The organism is Pelodictyon clathratiforme, from assembly GCF_982375515.1.
Genome location: NZ_OZ455102.1, coordinates 1,078,480 through 1,098,188, shown reverse-complemented (window position 1 = coordinate 1,098,188; position 19,709 = coordinate 1,078,480). Strand labels below are relative to the sequence as shown.

General features: G+C 47.1%; 19 protein-coding genes. 7 read left to right on the top strand and 12 right to left on the bottom strand.

Annotated features, from left to right (window positions below):
• Nucleotides 1-17 precede the first annotated feature (17 nt).
• From AC56AD_RS05350 to AC56AD_RS05305, 10 genes are all read right to left on the bottom strand, one after another.
• Nucleotides 18-1,529: a protein kinase domain-containing protein gene (locus AC56AD_RS05350; protein ID WP_012507849.1), complete on the bottom strand. Its 1,512-nt coding sequence runs from the start codon at nucleotides 1,527-1,529 to the stop codon at nucleotides 18-20.
• Between the two features lie 154 nt (nucleotides 1,530-1,683).
• Entirely contained in the window at nucleotides 1,684-2,925 is a 1,242-nt protein-coding gene (gene ltrA / locus AC56AD_RS05345; RefSeq protein ID WP_012507238.1) for a group II intron reverse transcriptase/maturase, read from the bottom strand.
• A 505-nt stretch (nucleotides 2,926-3,430) separates the two neighbouring features.
• The gene (locus AC56AD_RS05340) at nucleotides 3,431-4,126 is read right to left on the bottom strand and encodes a DUF805 domain-containing protein (RefSeq protein ID WP_223294018.1); all 696 of its coding nucleotides are present in this window, start codon (nucleotides 4,124-4,126) and stop codon (nucleotides 3,431-3,433) included.
• An 18-nt stretch (nucleotides 4,127-4,144) separates the two neighbouring features.
• Nucleotides 4,145-4,651 (bottom strand): transposase, encoded by a 507-nt coding sequence (locus AC56AD_RS05335; RefSeq protein WP_012507411.1) that lies wholly within the window; start codon nucleotides 4,649-4,651, stop codon nucleotides 4,145-4,147.
• 17 nt (nucleotides 4,652-4,668) lie between these two features.
• Nucleotides 4,669-5,199: a winged helix-turn-helix domain-containing protein gene (locus AC56AD_RS05330; protein WP_012507847.1), complete on the bottom strand. Its 531-nt coding sequence runs from the start codon at nucleotides 5,197-5,199 to the stop codon at nucleotides 4,669-4,671.
• A gap of 28 nt (nucleotides 5,200-5,227) precedes the next feature.
• Nucleotides 5,228-5,380, bottom strand: a complete 153-nt coding sequence (locus tag AC56AD_RS05325) for an FHA domain-containing protein (RefSeq protein ID WP_083765307.1) — start codon at nucleotides 5,378-5,380, stop codon at nucleotides 5,228-5,230.
• Between the two features lie 145 nt (nucleotides 5,381-5,525).
• Nucleotides 5,526-7,142: a Stp1/IreP family PP2C-type Ser/Thr phosphatase gene (locus AC56AD_RS05320; RefSeq protein WP_012507846.1), complete on the bottom strand. Its 1,617-nt coding sequence runs from the start codon at nucleotides 7,140-7,142 to the stop codon at nucleotides 5,526-5,528.
• 51 nt (nucleotides 7,143-7,193) lie between these two features.
• A complete protein-coding gene (locus AC56AD_RS05315) occupies nucleotides 7,194-7,805 on the bottom strand; it encodes an FHA domain-containing protein (RefSeq protein WP_012507845.1) in 612 nt (203 codons plus the stop codon).
• 12 nt (nucleotides 7,806-7,817) lie between these two features.
• Complete coding sequence (locus tag AC56AD_RS05310; protein WP_012507844.1) at nucleotides 7,818-9,368, bottom strand: FHA domain-containing protein; 1,551 nt, start codon at nucleotides 9,366-9,368, stop codon at nucleotides 7,818-7,820.
• 147 nt (nucleotides 9,369-9,515) lie between these two features.
• Nucleotides 9,516-9,749: a hypothetical protein gene (locus tag AC56AD_RS05305; protein ID WP_012507843.1), complete on the bottom strand. Its 234-nt coding sequence runs from the start codon at nucleotides 9,747-9,749 to the stop codon at nucleotides 9,516-9,518.
• 218 nt (nucleotides 9,750-9,967) lie between these two features.
• Here AC56AD_RS05305 and AC56AD_RS05300 point away from each other — a divergent pair, with 218 nt between their 5' ends.
• The 4 genes from AC56AD_RS05300 (at nucleotide 9,968) to AC56AD_RS05285 (ending at nucleotide 13,574) form a co-directional block, all read left to right on the top strand.
• The gene (locus AC56AD_RS05300) at nucleotides 9,968-11,275 is read left to right on the top strand and encodes an NCS2 family permease (protein WP_012507842.1); all 1,308 of its coding nucleotides are present in this window, start codon (nucleotides 9,968-9,970) and stop codon (nucleotides 11,273-11,275) included.
• 12 nt (nucleotides 11,276-11,287) lie between these two features.
• Nucleotides 11,288-12,148 (top strand): nitrilase-related carbon-nitrogen hydrolase, encoded by an 861-nt coding sequence (locus AC56AD_RS05295; RefSeq protein ID WP_012507841.1) that lies wholly within the window; start codon nucleotides 11,288-11,290, stop codon nucleotides 12,146-12,148.
• Between the two features lie 313 nt (nucleotides 12,149-12,461).
• Nucleotides 12,462-12,647, top strand: coding sequence for a hypothetical protein (locus AC56AD_RS05290; RefSeq protein ID WP_150085600.1), 186 nt, complete (start codon nucleotides 12,462-12,464; stop codon nucleotides 12,645-12,647).
• 621 nt (nucleotides 12,648-13,268) lie between these two features.
• Entirely contained in the window at nucleotides 13,269-13,574 is a 306-nt protein-coding gene (locus tag AC56AD_RS05285) for an H-NS histone family protein (RefSeq protein WP_012507839.1), read from the top strand.
• 140 nt (nucleotides 13,575-13,714) lie between these two features.
• Here the strand turns inward: AC56AD_RS05285 and ispE are convergent, their stop codons facing one another.
• Nucleotides 13,715-14,578: a 4-(cytidine 5'-diphospho)-2-C-methyl-D-erythritol kinase gene (gene ispE, locus AC56AD_RS05280; RefSeq protein WP_012507838.1), complete on the bottom strand. Its 864-nt coding sequence runs from the start codon at nucleotides 14,576-14,578 to the stop codon at nucleotides 13,715-13,717.
• A gap of 299 nt (nucleotides 14,579-14,877) precedes the next feature.
• Here ispE and AC56AD_RS05275 point away from each other — a divergent pair, with 299 nt between their 5' ends.
• A complete protein-coding gene (locus tag AC56AD_RS05275; RefSeq protein WP_190274027.1) occupies nucleotides 14,878-15,597 on the top strand; it encodes an SPOR domain-containing protein in 720 nt (239 codons plus the stop codon).
• Nucleotides 15,598-15,617: 20 nt separating this feature from the next.
• A complete protein-coding gene (locus AC56AD_RS05270; RefSeq protein WP_012507836.1) occupies nucleotides 15,618-16,769 on the top strand; it encodes a sigma-54 interaction domain-containing protein in 1,152 nt (383 codons plus the stop codon).
• Nucleotides 16,770-16,780: 11 nt separating this feature from the next.
• Here AC56AD_RS05270 and lnt read toward each other — a convergent pair whose 3' ends face one another.
• On the bottom strand, nucleotides 16,781-18,361 hold the full coding sequence (lnt, locus tag AC56AD_RS05265) for an apolipoprotein N-acyltransferase (protein WP_012507835.1): 1,581 nt from the start codon (nucleotides 18,359-18,361) through the stop codon (nucleotides 16,781-16,783).
• Between the two features lie 243 nt (nucleotides 18,362-18,604).
• On the opposite strand from lnt, the gene AC56AD_RS05260 reads away from it, so the two are divergent.
• Nucleotides 18,605-19,705 carry a bacteriochlorophyll a protein gene (locus AC56AD_RS05260; RefSeq protein ID WP_012507834.1) on the top strand — a complete coding sequence of 367 codons (1,101 nt, stop codon included), beginning with the start codon at nucleotides 18,605-18,607 and terminating at the stop codon, nucleotides 19,703-19,705.
• Nucleotides 19,706-19,709 lie beyond the last annotated feature (4 nt).

Genomic DNA, 19,709 nt, shown 5'->3' with positions numbered 1-19,709 from the left:
AAGAAGTGGTCAACTGATTAAAAATAGCGTACAGCCCGAACTCGACCGCTGAAAGCCTTGCTTCCCTGTTCCTGGACTCCACCGTTGAATTCCTGGCCCCACGCATCACCCGTGCTATACTCCGACGAACTCCAGTAGGCATCACCGTCGCCAACCGCAAAACCGCCAACCGCACTTTTTTGAAGATACAACTGGTTCAATTTTTCTTTATCTGGTAAAACCCAGTCGCTATAACCATTCATTACCAGCAGATCACATTTGCTGGCAGCGTCATCCCAGGAAAAAAAACCTTCATCATGCCCTTCAGAGTGACCCGCAATATCCGATGTGGCTGCAATCAGTCCATGCTGGCCACTCTCATCAACATAAAAAATAATGCCGCCTTCATATGGCTTGCCAATTTCATGCAAAACCGTTGGAGCGGAAGCTTCTACCGGATATTCGACGGCAGGAGCAGCGGGCGCGGCAGCTACCCCTGCCGGATATTCGGAAACGGCTGCCTCTGCCGGCGCCTCCTTTTTACTGCTGCTCATCACCCCCAACACAACAAGAACAAGCGCCACAATCACAGCTATTACCACGGCTTTCAGATTCACTGAAGATGGCTGTGGCGGCGGCAGCGGTGGTGGTGGCTGCTGTGGCGGTGGTGGCTGCTGTGCCGGTGGCGGCGATGATGGCGATGGTGGCTGCGGTGGTGGCGGTGGCGGTACAGACACCTTCATCGCCTGCATAAAATCATGGCAGTTCCGGTACCGATCCTCCCTCTCTTTTGCCGTTGCTTTATCCACTATTGCCTGCATCCTGTCCGACACAAACTCATATGTACTTTTCATCCTCGGCAACGGCTCCCTGACAATCTTGACCTGTACCTCAAATTCCGATTCCACATCCATATTGTACGGCGCTTTCCCGGTAAGCATCTGATACAACAGCACTCCAAGAGAGTAGATATCCGTTCGATCATCAACCTCGCGCCCATTCACCTGCTCAGGACTCATATAGGCTACGGTCCCCATCCGAACACCCGTCCTGGTGCGCAGGGTACCACTGCTTCCACCGGCTATCCTCGCAATGCCAAAATCGACAACCTTGACTTGATTGCTTTTTGTAATAAGAATATTTGATGGCTTGATATCCCTGTGAATCACATCATTATCATGCGCATAGGCAAATGCATCGAGTAACTGGCAAAAAAGCCCTATCGCTTCCTGTTCCGGAATCAGCCCTCTTTGATTTGTTATGTACTCCTCAAGAGTTACCCCTGCAACATATTCCTGCACAAGAAAGAGACGGTTTCCTATCTCCTCATAGCGGATCAAACGAACAATATGCTGATGATTCAATTTTGCCATAAATTGCGCCTCCTGGCGAAACCGCTGACGCAGATCATCATGATTGGCCAAATGCTCGAGCAGTTCCTTGATTGCCACTTTCTGGCCCGTCACCGGATGGATGCCAAGATAGACCCGGCTCATCCCACCCTCTCCAAGGAGACGCTCTATCTGATAATTGAGTATCTGTTGTTCCATAGGTTAAGTACCCTGCGGGGTATATGATAAAATTGAGAAGTAATTCTACAAGGATAAACGTGGAACCATATTCTGTAGGTGAGTAGACCGGAGGAATTTCACCTCCAGCCCCTCGCAGATCCGGACAGGAACGTCCCCGCTCATCCGGCTCCCATCATCTAGCCATCGAGGTATACCCCGCTTTCCAATGCGCAAATAAGTTTGGATTCTCTTCCGCCAGAAGTCGCAGTTTTCTGCTTGCTCTGGTTTTGTGCCCACTCAATTGCTTGTACTTTCTCATCATCCAGTGTGCCAAGTAATAGTTCATGTGTTGCCAAACCGGAGCCATTGCTGAACCGTAAAATCGCGTGTAGTAGTTCTTCCATCCCCTCAGTATCGGGTTGAACTGTGCTGATAAATCCGCAAGTTCCAAGCTGTTTTTGAGCTGTAGCTTCCACCTTCTGATCGTCTGCCGCATGTGTCGCAGTGCATCCCGGCTTACTCCCGGCAGAAACCCAATAAAGTAAGTTCCATCTTTCTTCTTGGCTTCCCGTGAACAGAAGGTAAAACCAAGAAATGTAAACTGATTTACTGGATGCTCGTCCTTGCGATTGCTATCCCTGCAATACACTATTTGCGTCTTATCAGGGTGTAACTCTAATCCGCACTCACGAAAACGCTCACCAATCTTTCGCTTTACCAGCTCTGCCTGTATCTTGCTTTTACAGTGAAGAACGCCATCATCGGAGTACCGACAAAACGGCACACCGGGTAGATTTTCGCTCACCCACCGGTCAAACGCATAGTGCAGAAACAGGTTCGCCAACAGTGGACTCACCACTCCCCCTTGGGGCGTTCCTTTTGTCCGTTCTATCAGCTCACCTTCCGGGGTCTCCATCGGTGCCTTTAGCCACCGCTCTACGTAAAGAAAAACCCAAGGAGTTTGGCAATGTTTCCGAAGAGCGCGCATTAACAACTCATGATCGATGTTATCAAACAGCCCCTTGATGTCGAATTCTACAACCCAATCATATTCCCAATTTCTCTTCCTCACTACAGCTATAGCGTCATGAGCTGAACGCCCCGGACGATAACCATACGAATCTTCATGAAAAACTGGTTCCAATATGGGCTCAAGCACCATTTTTACAACGCTTTGAGCTACCCTGTCCGCCACGGTTGGAACACCAAGCATACGCACTCCTCCAGATTTCTTCGGAATGCCCACACCCCTTACCGGCGGCGGAAAATAACTGCCGGAACTGAGCCTGTTCCATACCTTGTACAGGTTGTCTTTCAGTTTTGTTTCAAATGCCTGTAACGATTCTCGGTCTACACCGGCTGCACCTCCATTAGATTTCACTTGTTGATACGCTTTCAAGACAAGTTCTTTGGAAATTTCATATGGCTTTGTCATACCGAAAAGCTCCTTCTGTTTGCACAGTTGACATGACTGTATGACCAGATGACGCGACCCCTTTGCTCCAGCCTCATTACAAGGCTTTCATTGCTCGTACGAGTCGCTCCGTCCCTTGATGGCGCATTGGTATTATCGGCCTCGCTTTTTACACTTGCGCCTTTCCCTTTGCATCGCCAACGAAGGTTCCTGTAGTTCAATACAAGAGCCCGAACCAGGATCACGCTGCCTTTATGCCGGACACCGCTTGGCCAGTAAACAGGTTTCCGCCAAACTTTTCCTGAATTAACTACTCCCTTCAGTTTTGATGTCATCTTAATCTTTTCGACACGTTCACGGCAGTTTGTTTGTACTCGTCTTCCTTGGCTCACACCTGACATCTTTACGATGCCTTTTCCGTAACGCTCACGACAAGGGCTTTTGACTAATGCCGCTTACGGTGGTTTGCACCCTGCTCCTGCAAGCCGAATGCGAGGGGACTTCCCTCATCTCTTATAATGCTTGGCTACAGCGCACAATAGTCAAGATATTGCCACATACAATACAGATATGAAAGGAGAGATAATACAGCGGCAATTACGGTGTATTGCGTCAAAGCTGGATTATATACAGGTTCCTCACCATATTGGTTATATCCATCACTCCCTTTCAGAAAAAATATTTCCACGATGTACCATATTCCCAATAAGGGCACCAAAGAGACAAGATGAAACCAACCTGACTTGTTGCGATCATGGCATCTTTTTACTGACAAGGCAAGCCCAGGCCAAACAAACAAGAGTGCGAGAAGAACAAGCAAAGAGGTAACTACAGTAAACGACGTGAAATCAGAAGAGGCAACTTTCATGATCATGAAATAAAAACCGTAGACTATAAATTGAACAACAGCCATGGCCAGAGTATAGGTCCAAAAGGTAGACCTGTTGATTCGCCCTTTAAAAGAAAAGAGCATCTCTTTAAAATCGATGGACTGGAGATACGCATTCGATGGGCCCTTTGCTGAAGAACGAGTGGTTGATATGCTGGTTGCAGCAGGAGGGAGCAAAATCGCATCAACGCTTTCCCATACGAGCGGTATTTTTCCGGCAAAAAGAACCGAAGTGCCATGTTCTATCGATATCTCTTCATTATGAACTCTCCGGCCATTAATGACAGTGCCATTGGTGCTCATATCCTTGTAGAACCAGGTTGCTCCAGACAATGTTATTCCAAATTGCAATCAAATTGATTTTAATATCCAATCCCAACCAGTTAAAGACCGAAGTCCGTCAGGATGTTCTTCCATTTTTTTCAGTCCTCTCGCTGCTTGTGCGATAACAGCTCCAAGTGTCTCAAATACCCGATTAGCAAATTCCTTCTCTCGCAATTCATCCCAAAGGTGCTCAACAGGATTTAATTCCGGTGAATACGGTGGAAGCTTTACAAGTACCATGTTCTTTGGAACCCTTAAATGCTCTGCACGATGAGAAGGCGCTCCATCCACAACCATCATGACAAACTCTTCAGGATGTTTATGAGAGACCTGCCTGAGAAATGCGCCCATACTCACTGTGTCCATTTTGCCGCCCAACATCCAATCAATCACACCATCTTGCGGAGATACTGCTGCGTATGCATAGACATACTCTCTTACAAGAGCTAACTTTACGATAGGACGAAGAGGCGCTGGAGCCCAGCATTTTCGAGGATCACTTATCCTTCCGAACCGAGCCTCATCCTGAAACATCAAGCGCAAAGGCAGATTTAGTACATTTTGCTTGGCGGCTTGTACCAGTGTCTCTGGGAGTTTTTTTTAAATTCTTCCTGTGCCTCGATATTTTGTTTTGGATGACACGTATCTGGTTCTACCTTACGCCAACCATGACGTGCCAACATTCTGTAAACTGTAGACAGTGCAACTGCTCTTCCCAGTCGTCGTTCCAGTGCTGCATGAATTGGTGGAACAATCAGGACGCCACCTTGTTCTGCATTCTCTACCCATTCAGCAAGAAATTGGGCCTCCTCATCTATACTAAGCGTTTGCCTCCTTCTTCCTCCCCAGCTACCCTTAGGAGTCGCATTTCCAGCAGCTTGATTGCTAATATCTCGATGGATGCGCACTACAGTGGGTACACTAATACCAAGAAGTTCTGCCGTTTCAGAGTAGGTGATATCACAAGTTTTAGGGATAAGAATACTCAAGCCAGCTCTCAGTTCTCGAGCGGTATGTGCTTCTTTTACAATCTTTTTAGCCAAGCATTCCATTTCGTCCGTGATTACTGCTGGTCGAGCCATATTCAGTATCCTCCTGTTTGTTGTCAAATTATGAGCAATAATTGGCACAAACAGAAAATACATTATGATTATCTTGATTGCAAAATGGAATTATTTCGGCATGTACCCTGCTGACAACATAATCAGGATCCGAAATTACGATATCGCATCCCGAATCTCTGCCAACGGTAATTTTTTTCATGGGTCTGATGATATCTTGTTAATAATTTCATGCTTTTATTTTTTTTTGATACCTGGTGGTTCAGAGTCTCTCCATGGAACCTCAGGGAGGGCCTGCGCATAATCCTCACTCGGCAAGATGCATCAGGCCACCCACTCCCACCATCTTAAAACGACAGGATTGGCCGAACCCGATAGGCAGTGCTCTTCTTGCCATTGCCCTCCTTTCCACTGCCGAAGTCCCGGATCCATGCGCTCCCTCCATCCTTTGCCGAAGAGCTCCAGTAACCGCTCCTGGTAAACCCCCCCACCATGCTTTTCGCGAGCTGGAGTTTCTTCAGCTCATCCCTGTTCGGCATGCGCCAGTTGCTATAATCGCCAATCGCAAAAGCAGAACACGCAATTTTTGCGTCAGACCAAAAATACAACCCTTTCAATTTTTCATCAGTAGCCGCAGAGTTGCCCGGCAGATCCGATTTGGAAGCAATCAAGCCGTGCTTGCCGGTTGCATCAACATAAAAAATGATCCCTCCGCCATGCTCCTGGCCAATCTTCATCACAGTTTCCTCTCCTGACACAGGCGCCGGTTTTGCTTCTGCAGTTTGACGGGCATCAAGCTCTTGCCTCTCCTTCAGGAGCGCAGCATCCTTAACACTTTTTTCTTTTGAGAGCTCTGCAACAGTTTTCGCAGCCAGCTCTTGTTGTTGCGCACGTTGAACTTCAGCTCTTGCAGCATCCGGCTCGCCTTCAACCGTTTTAATTCTCGCCTGCAGTAGCGAATCACTCGCCGATCCATTGTTTTGACTCGACGGAGGTGGCGCTGTATTTATGCCCGGTACTGTTATTGGTGGAGCTGCAACCTGTTCATTCGGAAACAGTGCTGCGATAATGGTACCAATGCCACCCCTTGATGCAGCGCCTGAAGCCATAATGGCAATTGTGCCAAGCAAACAGAGGAGCAACAGGGCAACTCCCGCCGCCTGCAGCACTCTCTTGTTGACTTTGACCGTCTCGCCCGCCCTGCTGCTGGCAGGGCCACTTCCGCTGAACTGTACGAGCTGAAGCGTAACATTGTCGATGCCGCCAGCACGATTGGCCAGAGCAACAAGCTCTTTGGCTTTGTCATACAAGGCCATCTCCGAACCTAACAGCTCCTGAATCTGATCATCACTGACCATGCCGGTCAGGCCGTCAGTGCAAAGAAGCATGATATCACCCTTTCGCGGATTACAGGGCTTCTGGCAAAGCGATGGAGGCTGCATCCGTTCAAGCCCGAGAGCATTGGTAATTTCATTTTTTCTTGGATGGTTCTCGGCATCTTGCTGACTTATGGCTCCTGCGTCAAGCAGCGATTGGACAAACGAATGGTCTTTGGTGAGTTGGTGGAGGCCATTTTTGGTGTAGATATAGATTCTGCTATCACCGACATGCGCATAATAACCGCAATTATCTCTCAGAAGCAGCACAACACAGGTCGAGCCCATCCCCTTGAACCCTGGATGCTGGTGTGCATAGTCAAGAATGGCCTTGTTGGCGGAGAGCAGCGCCTCATTAAGGGCGTTGAGCGGATTGGCAGAAAACTTGCCATTCAAGCTTGCTATTATTGACTCAACGGCCAGTCTTGAGGCTATTTCACCACCGGCATGACCGCCCATACCATCACAGACAACAACCACTTCACCATTCAGCGTCTCTCTTGTGCCATAATAGTCTTCGTTCACACGCCGCACCTTGCCAACATCGGTCGCGTTTGCTATTTCATAATGCTTGACACTTGTATTCATAGTATTGTTATCTATCTTGACATTACAAAAAGGTGGCAATCTTGCACAACATCACTGGAGAGGCAGATGAAACGGAACCATGATAAAATACATTCTGACGCCACCGATGGTTATAACACACTCTTTGTCGAGATACCCTTCACTTTGCATCTCTCCATCAATGTATGTCCCATTGGTTGAGAGTTCATCCTTGAATAAAAAACGATTTTTTCTGTATAATATTGTCAAATGCTTTCCTGAAATACCAGGGAGGTTTTCTATGACAATATCACAACTCCTGTCGGAGCCAACCAGGTTTCTTCCTTCAAGAAGTTCAAACGATTTTCCCCTTTTTTCAAGGTCATAAGTGACCAGATAACCTACAATTTTTCGCTCATCTGCAGCGTCTGTCACACCCAGTATTTTTGTTCCTTGCTGAGCTCCTGCTGTATTGCCTGTGGTCACAAAGGTATCATGTATTGCTCCCTGACTGGAGGAAACCCTGGTTTTCTCCGGGCCGGAAGATACAGTTTTGTCGATAACAACGGTTTTGTGCATGATATTTGCAGTTTTATTAATTAATGTTGGATCATTTAACAGTGATGTTTTCGGACAGTAGGGACATTCGTTGAATTTTTCAGCATCATATTGATGACCATTGACACATTTTGTAATAGTTGACATGGCTCTAATGGATTACTTTGTTGAGTTGTTAAGGTCGAGGGCATGTTTTGCCAGAATTGCCATATTAAAGGTCTGTGTATTGACAAGCTGCTGATTGTTGACGCCAACAAGCTCTCCTTTTTCATTGAAAATCGGCGAACCACTTGATCCTGGAATGGTGGGGAGGTTGTGGCCAAAGTTGATATCGTCCGCAATGCGTGAAAGCGAACCCTCCTCAAAATTTACTTTCAGTCCATCAGTAGTCTGTCCTAATGCAAAACCGGCCGGGTAGCCAATCATCATCAGCTTCATGCCCGGTTTCAACAACTTTTTATCGGTAACAGCATCATCAAGATGAACATACTCCTTCACCTTCCCCGGCAATGACTTGTTCTTGACCTGAATCATCGCTACATCAAGCTTTTTATCTCCCGAATCCCGCAGGTAGAGACAACCAATCAAGTCACTTTTTGAATTGATATAGGTGTCATTAAGCCCGATTCCAAGATAGAGTGATTTGCCGGAAACGACGACATTGACCTTATTCAAATCATGCAGGGTCGTGATTACGGGCAGCACGTTGATTTGTGCTCCAACCAAATTTCCGATGAGTGCGTTGGATTTATCCTGTTCAAGACGCGCAATCTCTTTAACAATTTCATTGTCGACAAAGGCTTTGACCGCTTTGGTGTTGTCGTCATAAGCCCAGGGAAGGGCAACATGACGGTTTGTCATGATCTTACCATCCGCAGAGATAAAAAAGCCACTGCCAGTTATGGTTATCGGTTCATTTTGTGAGGGATTATAGAGTTCAAACCCTTTATCGGTTTTCGTCATATAGATCTTTTTATCCTCGCCTAAATCAACTTCGTACACATAGTCGTTGTATATGATGACAACTGAATTTCCGTACTTTTCCATCACACCAACCGGCATGATCTTCTCTTTGAGAAAATAGAATCCGACAGCGAGCAGGAGCACAACAGTCGCAGCAATGGCCGGTAGCATGGATTTTTTTTTCGGGACGACGGGATTGTCAAACAGATGGGTTTCCCAGCTCAGCAGATGCCCGTCACCGATAACGATGGTATCGCCCCTCACTATTTTTTTACTGGTGACCGCCAAACCATTGACGGTGGTTCCGTTGGTCGAATGCTTGTCTTTGAGCAACATCTCCCCATTTTTGTAAAGCAGAATCTCTGCATGTTCTCCTGAAACATCCGCATAAGGCAGAACAATGGTATTTGATGCATTTCTGCCGATGCTCACCGTTTTTCTGATTTCACCCATGACCTCCTGATGGCCACGCTCCTTGTCGGGGAGTGCGCCTTTCAGATAGCTCCACACATCAAGCCGGTAATGACTCCCAAGCAGAACCTCATCATCCGGAGTGATAACCACCTCTTCTGCCCCTTGCAGGCGCTTTCCGTTGACAGAGGTGCCATTCATCGATTTTAGATCGCTGATTCTGATGGTACCATCGCTTTCAATCTTGAGGAGCGCATGCACTTTGGAGACATCGCCTTCACGAGGGCTGATAACGATATCATTCTCGGAAGAACGGCCAATTTTAATGATTTTCATGGGTTGGATTTTTTATAGGTTTTTTTATAAAAAATATTCCGGGCAGTTGCATTTTCTTGATCAGCCACAAGAGGATACAACCTGATCGCTTCAGCCATAACCCGCTTGTCAAGGGTTTTCCACCACGGCGGAACTTGAGATGATGAGTTACCTGTCACCTTGAGCTGGTTCCCACCAATAATAGTGATGTTTGATGTCTTGATATTGCGATGGATCAGTTAATAACTGCACCTCATGGCGGAAGCGCACAAGCAGATCATCAAGAGTGGGCAGATGTGGCAGCAACTCCTTGATGGCCACTCTCTGTCCCGTCGCCGGATCAACGCCAAGGTAGACCCGGCTCTTGCCCTCTATACGGTAGTTCAGTATCTGTTGTTCCATATCTCCTTTTTGTGCAACAAGCTGTGGCCATCAGGAAAACACAAGGTAAACAATGCTATTAAACCGGCAAAAAAAGGCAAAAAAAATCCGGTTACTTTTCACAAAAATAACTGACTCCAGGATGAGCCCTTTTCCAGATTACGCTTCGCCGTTTTCACGCTTTATGTGTATCTTGCGGCTATACAATCCGCATTCTGTTATCTGACCATCTCCCGACCATGACTCTGCGCTCATACTTCAATTTCGACACGCATCAGACCAGCTATCGGCAGGAGACGCTTGCTGGCATCACGACCTTCTTCACCCTCTCCTATATCATTATTGTCAATCCGGCCATTCTTGCGGCGGCGGGTATCCCGAAAGGGGCCTCGATGACGGCGACCATTCTTACCTCCATCTTTGGTACCCTGCTGATGGGGCTCTATGCCAAACGCCCTTTTGCCGTCGCTCCATATATGGGTGAAAATGCCTTTGTTGCCTACACGGTAGTGCAGACGCTCGGCTACTCATGGCAAACGGCCATGGCGGCCATCTTTATCAGCGGCATTCTTTTCACCCTGATCACCATCGGAGGGCTGCGCCAATGGCTGGCTGAAGCGATTCCCTCTTCGCTCAAGCACAGTTTTTCAGGGGGAATTGGTCTCTTCCTCGCTTTTCTCGGCCTCAACGATATGGGAGTAGTGACACTCGGTGTCCCCGGAGCGCCGGTACAACTGGGAAATATTGCACAGCTCCCGGTTTTGCTGAGCCTTGGTGGCCTGCTTCTTACCGCAGTTCTTCTTATCCAGCGGGTAACCGGTGCCATTCTTGCTGGTATGGTTGTCACAACCGCAGCCTTTCTTCTGACCGGCCTACTCCCTCTTCCTGCAACAGCGTTCAGTATGCCGCCCTCCATTGAGCCGATCTTCATGAAAATTGACCTGCAGGGGGCGCTGACCTGGGGATTTGCCAGCGTCATCATCAGTGTGCTGGTAATGGATTTTGTTGATACCATGGGTACCCTTTTTGGTTTGTCGTCGAGAGCAAACCTGCTCGATAAAAACGATAATCTGCCGGAGATTGAAAAGCCGATGATGGTCGATGCGCTTTCGACCATCGCCGCATCGCTCTTCGGAACAACAACAGCGGGCGTCTATATTGAATCAGCCGCTGGGATTGAGCAGGGCGGAAAGACAGGATTTACTGCGCTTGTTGTAGCCGCTCTCTTCGCTCTTGCCCTCTTTTTTTCACCCGTACTTACCATTGTTCCGCCCTTCGCCTATGGGCCAGCGCTCGTTGTTGTCGGTATGTTCATGCTGCAATCGGTAACGAAGATGGATTTCACGGACTACAGCGAACTCCTGCCAGCCTTTCTGACCATTACACTCATGATCTTTACCTTCAATATCGGCGTCGGGATCACTGCCGGATTTATTGCCTATGTTGTTCTGAAACTCTTCACCGGAAGAATACGGGAGGTGCGCGGCGGCATGTGGATCCTTGCCGGACTCTCTTTTACCTTCTATCTTTTCTACCCTTACCATTAAACCCCAAAAAGGATGCTGAACGCAAAACTGCGCATAGCCCAGATTGACTGCACACTGGCCAATTTTGACGACAATCTTGCCCAACACTGCGCCCTGACTGAAGAGGCTATCCGTGACGGAGCAGATGCCATCGCATTCCCCGAACTCTCACTCACAGGATACAATGTTCAGGATGCAGCGCAGGATATTGCCATGCATATTGAGGATGCAAGGTTCGACCCTCTGCGGGAGCTGAGCAGGAAAATCTGCATCATCTGCGGCGGCATTGAGCTGAGCAACGACTACGGCGTCTATAACTCTGCACTGATGTTTGAAGAGGGAGTTGGGCAAAGCGTGCACCGCAAAATTTACCTGCCCACCTATGGCATGTTTGAAGAGCTGCGCTATTTTTCTGCCGGTCAGCAGATCAAGACGATAACATCAAAACGGCTTGGCCAGATCGGAGTAGCCATCTGTGAGGATTTCTGGCATGTTTCGGTGCCCTACCTGCTTGCCCATCAGGGAGCAAAGCTGCTCTTTGTACTGATGTCGAGCCCCCTGCGCATGTCGCCCGGAAGCGGCAATCCGGCGATTGTAACCCAGTGGCAGACCATTGCCTCAACGTACTCATTTCTCTTCAGCAGTTATGTTGCATGCGTCAACCGCGTGGGCAATGAGGACAGCTTCACCTACTGGGGCAACTCCTCCGTAACCGGACCGGACGGCACCGTCCTCTGTGCCGCACCGCTCTTCAGGCCGCACATTATGGATGCCGCGATTGATGTTTCTGAAGTTAAACGCGCCCGTCTCCACTCCTCCCATTTTCTTGATGAGGATCTTCGTCTTATCAGCTCGGAACTCAGCGAGATCATCGGACAGGGACGACGGTTATAAACTTATCCCTAAAAAAAAACCGAGCTTTTTCCAGCATGTTCATCAGCGATACTGACACAACAGAGAGCCTTTACTTTCGATTTATTGCAAGAAAACATTTTTTTTAATCCCACAAAAAATACAGCAACAACGGTATTAGCAAGAACAAAAGAAGTTGAAAATTACTTTCTCCATGCAGCACGGGTGTACAGGGCTCAAAAGCAATGAAGCACATAATACCCGAATGCACAGACCAGAGACATACACAAAAAAACGGTCGAACTATTGCCTTTGTTTGCTCATACTGATCCAGGCATCAGTCAATCGAGGTCACATGGAGAGAGCGAAAAAATCAGAGCATGATGAGGCGTCTATATTTCAGCAGCAAATTTATTTTCAATTTCTGAAAAGAGAGGCTCAGGGTACATATAACGTTGAGCTTCAGGATACCGATCAGAGAGAAACTTTATTAACTCTGTACGGAATTCTTGATGAAATTATTTCATCCCGCACCAAATGAGATATCGCACATAAATCAGGCGTTGATGCTGTTATCTCAGGAACCCTATGACGATCAAAGCCAATGTCAAGCGGAGCTGCAATAGCGCCTGGTGTATTATTTGTAGCCCGGGGTAGCACGAATCGAGTTGATAGAACAATCCATCTTCACAATGGAAGTGATACGATCTGCTATGGAAATATGCTCTTCAAGCCTCAGAAACTATCAATAGTTCCCAAGAAAAATCGGCAAAATCTTTAACGAACACTATCTCAAGGCAATTCCCTTATCAAAAGGAAAAACAACCTCTGGAATTCGTAGCATAACTTTTTATGCTAATAAAGCTATCCCGCCGCAAGTGGAGGGGTAGCTGTTTGTTAGATGAAACTGAGCAAACTTTCACAGCAAGCAATGGGGAATTTAACCTCAAGAGAGTATATAGAATAGAAAAACAACATCGGAGCTTCCAGCCTGAGCTACTTCCAATATTTCGTTTTAACTGAACCCGTTACTTATATTCCACTTATCACCACGAGAAAAATGCACTCTTTGATATTATTTTAGAATAGGAAGAAATTAAAATATATTTTACATTGTCGTTGTATCGTTTTGTAACGTCTCATTAATTATCAGTAAAAAATCATGTCAACACTTACAGAAATCCAGGCTCAAATAGCTGATCTTCAGAAACAGGCTCAGGAAATTATCAATATTGAGCGCAAGGCTATTCTTGAGGATATCAAAGCAAAAATGGCTGCCTATAATATCACAATGGAGGAACTTGAAAGAAAAGGGAAAGCTGTAAAGTCTGCACCCAGAAGTCCGTCTCCCATCAAGTACAAAAAAAGTGAAACTGAATACTGGGTAGGCAGAGGACCGAAACCACAATGGGTTAAGGGAATTGAAAGTAATGGCGAGAATATTGAAATCTATCGGGTGCAGGAATAAACCGGGCACTCCCGTTACGACTTATCTTCATTCAGATTAATTCCCACGACCTCAGGCAGCAACAGGAGAAATCCTGTCAATGATTATTCTCAACTGCCGGAGGTCGCAGGTATTAAGTAACTGCTTATTCCTGCCGTCATTTATTGTGCCATGCAAAAACCTGGAGGAGTAAGGTTTTTACGATAAGCTTCGGGTAAAAGCTTCATGGCTGCCAGTGCTTCATCCTCCCTCTCGAAAAGCCCAAAAACTGCTGAACCACTACCGGAAAGGGAGGAAAAGATGCTTCCTGCTTCCAGCAGTGTTAATTTGACTTTGCGAACGGCGGGAAAATGATCAAATACGGCTGGCTCGAAATCATTTTCAAAGGCTGGTAAACCCTCCTTTTTTCCAGAAAGACAAAGCTCTGAGAGCAGTTTTTTCAAATCAGGAAGTTCACGATCAAACCGGGAATAGAAATTCTTGTATGCCCAAACCGTTGCAATGTGCTCTTCGGGAAAAACAGTAACGATATAGTAAGGAAGTGTAAGAGCGAGATCATCAAGCTCATCACCGATGCCTGTCGCATAGGCAAGACCTTTCATAGAGAGAAAATAGGGGACATCGGCACCAAGTTTCACTGCAAGAGCGTGCAATTCGGCAGGGGATGCGTTGACCTTCCAGAGTTCATTGAGCACTCTGAGTACCGTTGCAGCATCACTGCTGCCACCTCCAAGCCCGGCGCCAAAAGGCACCTGTTTTTGAAGCTTCATGGCTATGCCTTTCCGGACAGCGGCAAACTGTTGAAGAGATCTGGCTGCCTTTATACAAAGATTGTTATCGTCAACAGGGAGATCACTATTTGAGCAGCTCATCGAAATCTTTTCGGAGTCACTGAATTCGATGGTATCATACCAGTTGATTGGTGCAAAGATAGTCTCAAGCGTATGGTATCCATCCTGGCGTTTGGCTGTGATGAGAAGACCAAGATTGATTTTTGCAAAGGATTTGACCAAAAGAGGGTGCATAGAAGGCGATTAATATTATATGGATATATTTGGCATATTGAGGAAAGAAAAAATAGAACAGTAAAAGCTGTACAACGATAAACTGCAAACCAATGCTATCTGAAAAGAGGTTACTCCGCATTCGCAAAAGTGCCGCACAACTCTGCATTGCGCTCTCTGTTGCACTCTTCTTTCCAGCCATCCTGTATGCAGCCGAAGAACGTTCCTACGCACGTGAAATCAGGAAGTATGTCGATGAAGATACGGTTTATTTGTTAGAAAATACGCAGCAAAACATAACCCTGCCCTCTGAAAGAATCGTGGTTGAAGCTCTTCTTTGTGAAAGTGGCCCACAGGCAATTGAGCTCTTCCAGAAACAGTTGAGCGATTATCCAGACCCTGCACTTGATCAAATCAGTAACTCACGAATAGCCGCCTACAACCTGGCGCTCAACAGCACTGCCCCGCTGCCAAAGCTCTCACGCCCTCTTCTTTCGGCGAAACCACAAGAGTCTGGTGTGCAGGAAAGTTCGAAGCAACAGCTCGCGTCAATTTCGAGCAAGACAAAGGAAGAAATAACTCCTCGCCCATCACCTGCGCCAGTAAAACCAGCTCAGGAATCAGCACCTCTTCCATCACCTGCGCCAGTAAAACCAGCTCAGGAATTAGCTCTTCGTCCATCACCGGCAAAAGTAAAACCGACTGAAGAATTAGCACTTCGCCCCTCAACTGCGCAAGTAAAACCGATTCAGCAAATATCGCCTCGTCCATCACCAACCACAGTAAAACCAACTCAGGAATCAACCTTTGCAGGAAGTTCCGGTTTTACCCTGCAATTTGGTTATTTCGGAAACAAAGCAAATGCTGAAAATTTGACCAAAAAGATCTCTCTTTACGAACCGGTAGAAATCGTTGAGCAGGGGCAGTTCTATGGTGTTCGATTGAAAAAGTTATATGCCACAAAACAAGATGCTGGTGCATTGATAAAAAAACTGCCCTTCCCGGCTTTTATTGTTCCAGTAAAAAAGACGCAGCAGTGAACCGAAGACAAATCAACCTGATGAAACGAGAGACTACAATTGTCGGGCAATCTCTCCTGATCTCCCAGCTCAAGCAACTTGCTCTCCAAGTCGCTCAAACCGATATCACGGTATTAATAATTGGAGAAACGGGATCGGGAAAAGAGGTTCTGGCACGCTTTATTCATGCAAACAGCCTGCGGGCCGATAAAAGCTTCATCCCTGTCAATTGCGGCGCAATTCCCTCCGGTATTCTTGAATCGGAACTTTTTGGTCATGAAAAGGGGGCGTTTACCGGAGCAGTGCAAAGCAGAAAGGGGTACTTTGAAAGTGCCGACAGGGGCACTATTTTTCTTGATGAAATCGGTGAAATGCCACTTGAAACCCAGGTAAAATTTCTCAGGGTTATTGAGACCGGAGAGTTTCAGCGGGTCGGATCGTCAGAGAGTATTTACTCTGATGCCCGCATCATTGCTGCTACCAACAAAAACATGTATCAGGCTGTCGCGGAAAAAAACTTTCGGGAAGATCTTTTTTACCGTCTGCGTAGTGTTGAACTGCAAATCCCGCCACTACGGGAGAGAGGACGAGATATCCTCCTGCTTGCCGAAAATTTTGTTCATGAATTTGAACAGAAACACAAAATCCTCTTTGAAGGATTCAGCCCGGATACGACAGAGATGCTGATGCGCTATCCCTGGCCAGGAAACGTCAGAGAGCTCAGAAATCTCATTGAATCCCTGCTTGTGCTTGAAAAGGGGAAATATATCACTTCTGAAATTCTTGAACGACATCTGGTGCAGCGAAATCGATACAAAAGCCTGGTTCATGATCCGGCTAAATCAGAAAAAAACGAGCTTCAGGTGATTTACAGTACCATGATGCAGCTTCGACAGGAGGTCAGTGAAATCCGCCAACTTCTTCAGCATCTTGTGCAGACCAGAGCGCTCACTCCACTGTTTCTGCCTGATGTTTCAGCAACACTCCCGCAATTTACCCCTGTCTTGAAACCAGCAGTCGAGGAACACATCCATCCTGCACCACCCAAAGTTCTTCGCTCACTTGATGAGATGGAAAAAAAGTCTATTGCCGAAGCACTTGAATCATGCAATGGAAACAAGAGAAAAACAGCTCTGGCACTCGGCATTACAGAACGAACACTCTATCGCAAAATCAAGGCTTATGGGCTCTGACAGCCAATACATCATAACACACTCTCACCCTTCCGACTCTTTAAAAAAGCACGAAGAAAGATGAGCAGAGAGAGTATTGAAGCCACCTTTGGCAAAAGGTCAGGATGAGAGGTATAAAAGGTCAAGCGACTTTCGAGCGGAACTTCAGCCGTCAGGATCTCCTCCTGCCACCAGGGAACCTCTGCAATGGTACGCCCATACTTGTCGATGACGACCGTGAGTCCGGTATTGGCACATCGCGCCATTGCCCGACGGTTTTCGATACAGCGCAACCGGCCAATGGCCAGATGCTGATAGGGGCCATATGACGTTCCATACCAGCCGTCATTGGTAACAAGGGTCAGCAGCCTGGCTCCTTTTCGGACAAACTCCGTAACAAGAGAGGGGAAAATAGATTCATAACAGATGATATTGGCAAGAACGACCTTACCATTCCGAGAAGAGGAGAGTTCCATAACGGCAGCCTCACGCCCTTTCCCCCACCCTCTGATGCCTGCCAGAGAAAATGTCAGATTACCAAGCCAGGGGAAATAATCGATATAGGGAACACGCTCTGCAAATGGAACAAGGCGCATCTTGCGATAAATTTCAGGCACACTATCAGGGTCTGGTTCAAGCAACATGGAGGCATTAAAGGACTCCGAGGGTTGATTGGGCTTATGAACGACATCGATAAAACCGGTCAAAAGAGCTGTATCCCACTTTCTCAGTGCCAACCGCAACAATTGCTGATCGGCAGCATAGGGCAGATCAAGAATAGAAAACGGAATCGCCGTTTCCGGCCAGATCACCAGCTCAGGCCGGCTTTCACGAACAGCTCTGCCGGTCATACGATAATAGCGCTCCATAATTTCGACGCTGTTATACTCCTCCCACTTGTCATGGGGATTTACATTGGGCTGAACAAGGGTAACCCTGAGTCGCAACTCTTTTTTCGCAGCAATACCTTCCCTGTACATCAGCACTGAAGCATAGATCAGCGGAGCAACAACCATCAGAGCCATCATGGTAACAGAACGAAGGGTATCCCGTCTGCTGCCACTCAAGGCAAGCACCGTGAATACATTGAACCATATGAGCCAGAAACTGATCCCCCATACACCAACAAGATCAGCATACTGAATCATGAGATTCAAATTTGCCTGTGAATTTCCGAGGGTCAGCCATCCAAGTGAGAGATCCTGCTGCATGTAAGCCCATTCCCATGCAATCCAGAGAAAAGGAAGCGAAAATAGCGCAAAACGGTAACCCGCCATTTTTTTAACCGCATAAAATGCAAGGAGGGGAACCGTCAAAAAAAAAGTCTGTGCAAAAATGGTGAGAACTCCTCCAGGCAGAGTTGCCAGACTTACCCACCAGAGACTGATCAGACAGAAAACAAACATCGAGAGGTAAACGCGTCGAAAAAGCTCCCCGGCGTTCTCGACGGAGCGAAGAGAGATGAGCAGCGGAACAAGAGCAATCCAGGCTACCACTTCAAGATGAATGGCGGGATAAGAGGGAAAAGAGAGACCAAGAAGAGTTCCACTCAAGAGGGCCGGGGCGTAACGGGAATGACTCAGTCGGGTTATGTTCCGGGATAATAGACTCATCAAAACGATAAAAAGATTCTAAATTGACGAAAAAAAACAAAAAAAATTCAGATAAACGGAAAAACTATCGGCACTAAATACTATTTCTGGCAACCAGATAACCAAGAGCAACACATTTTACTTTATTTATTGATTTTTATTCTTTAAATTTCTTCCACTCTGTTACTTAACAGGAATAATCTCCATGAAATTTTTTCCTGAAAATATCCAATTTCAACGCCATTAGAAAAAGGAGAACTCATTATGGCTCTTTTCGGCACAAAAGACACCACTACCGCACACTCAGATTACGAAATCGTTCTCGAGGGCGGTTCGAGCTCATGGGGCAAGGTAAAATGTCGGGCGAAGGTTAATGTACCGCCGGCACTTCCCTTGTTACCGGCTGACTGTAACATCAAGATCAATGTAAAACCTCTCGATCCCGCAAAGGGGTTCGTCAGGTTTTCGGCTGTTATTGAGTCAATTGTAGACAGCACAAAAAGCAAGTTGGTTGTAGAGGCTGATATTGCCAATGAAACCAAGGAAAGAAGAATCTGCGTCGGTGAAGGCTCTGTATCCGTAGGCGACTTCTCTCACTCGTTCTCCTTTGAAGGCTCTGTTGTCAATCTCTTCTACTATCGCTCCGACGCAGTCAAAAGAAATGTCCCGAACCCGATCTACATGCAGGGGCGTCAGTTCCATGACATTATCATGAAAGTTCCGCTTGACAATCCCGATGTTATCGACACTTGGGAAGGCACCCTTCGGGCGCTTCAGTCAACTGGCACCTTCAACGACTGGATTCGCGAGTTCTGGTTTATCGGACCTGCTTTTACCGCCCTGAATGAAGGTGGTCAGAGAATTTCAAAAATCGAGGTCAACAGCATCGGCACCCAGAGCGGAGAAAAAGGACCTGTTGGTGTTACAAGATGGCGTTTCTCTCATGGCGGTTCCGGTATTGTCGATTCTATTGCTCGCTGGGCAGAACTCTTCCCTGCTGACAAACTGAATCGGCCTGCATCAGTTGAAGCTGGCTTCCGTTCTGACTCTCAGGGTATTGAGGTTAAGGTTGATGGTGATTTCCCCGGCGTATCGGTCGATGCCGGCGGTGGTCTTCGCAGAATCCTGAACCACCCGCTCATCCCGCTGGTACACCACGGAATGGTAGGAAAATTCAACGACTTTACCGTCGATGCCCAGTTGAAAGTTGTACTGCCAAAGGGATACAAAGTCCGTTATGCAGCACCTCAGTTCCGTTCCCAGAACCTTGAAGAATATCGCTGGAGCGGTGGCGCTTATGGCCGCTGGGTCGAGCATGTTTGCAAGGGCGGTACCGGACAGTTTGAAGTGCTCTACGCTCAATAAGCAC

Bases quoted from the DNA above. Each gene is read 5' to 3' on its own strand.
- AC56AD_RS05350 (WP_012507849.1), bottom strand. From the start codon at position 1,529: ATGGAACAACAGATACTCAATTATCAGATAGAGCGTCTCCTTGGAGAG.
- ltrA (WP_012507238.1), bottom strand. From the start codon at position 2,925: ATGACAAAGCCATATGAAATTTCCAAAGAACTTGTCTTGAAAGCGTAT.
- AC56AD_RS05335 (WP_012507411.1), bottom strand. From the start codon at position 4,651: ATGTTTCAGGATGAGGCTCGGTTCGGAAGGATAAGTGATCCTCGAAAA.
- AC56AD_RS05330 (WP_012507847.1), bottom strand. From the start codon at position 5,199: ATGGCTCGACCAGCAGTAATCACGGACGAAATGGAATGCTTGGCTAAA.
- AC56AD_RS05325 (WP_083765307.1), bottom strand. From the start codon at position 5,380: ATGAAAAAAATTACCGTTGGCAGAGATTCGGGATGCGATATCGTAATT.
- AC56AD_RS05320 (WP_012507846.1), bottom strand. From the start codon at position 7,142: ATGAATACAAGTGTCAAGCATTATGAAATAGCAAACGCGACCGATGTT.
- AC56AD_RS05315 (WP_012507845.1), bottom strand. From the start codon at position 7,805: ATGTCAACTATTACAAAATGTGTCAATGGTCATCAATATGATGCTGAA.
- AC56AD_RS05310 (WP_012507844.1), bottom strand. From the start codon at position 9,368: ATGAAAATCATTAAAATTGGCCGTTCTTCCGAGAATGATATCGTTATC.
- AC56AD_RS05305 (WP_012507843.1), bottom strand. From the start codon at position 9,749: ATGGAACAACAGATACTGAACTACCGTATAGAGGGCAAGAGCCGGGTC.
- AC56AD_RS05300 (WP_012507842.1), top strand. From the start codon at position 9,968: ATGACTCTGCGCTCATACTTCAATTTCGACACGCATCAGACCAGCTAT.
- AC56AD_RS05295 (WP_012507841.1), top strand. From the start codon at position 11,288: ATGCTGAACGCAAAACTGCGCATAGCCCAGATTGACTGCACACTGGCC.
- AC56AD_RS05290 (WP_150085600.1), top strand. From the start codon at position 12,462: ATGGAGAGAGCGAAAAAATCAGAGCATGATGAGGCGTCTATATTTCAG.
- AC56AD_RS05285 (WP_012507839.1), top strand. From the start codon at position 13,269: ATGTCAACACTTACAGAAATCCAGGCTCAAATAGCTGATCTTCAGAAA.
- ispE (WP_012507838.1), bottom strand. From the start codon at position 14,578: ATGCACCCTCTTTTGGTCAAATCCTTTGCAAAAATCAATCTTGGTCTT.
- AC56AD_RS05270 (WP_012507836.1), top strand. From the start codon at position 15,618: ATGAAACGAGAGACTACAATTGTCGGGCAATCTCTCCTGATCTCCCAG.
- lnt (WP_012507835.1), bottom strand. From the start codon at position 18,361: ATGAGTCTATTATCCCGGAACATAACCCGACTGAGTCATTCCCGTTAC.
- AC56AD_RS05260 (WP_012507834.1), top strand. From the start codon at position 18,605: ATGGCTCTTTTCGGCACAAAAGACACCACTACCGCACACTCAGATTAC.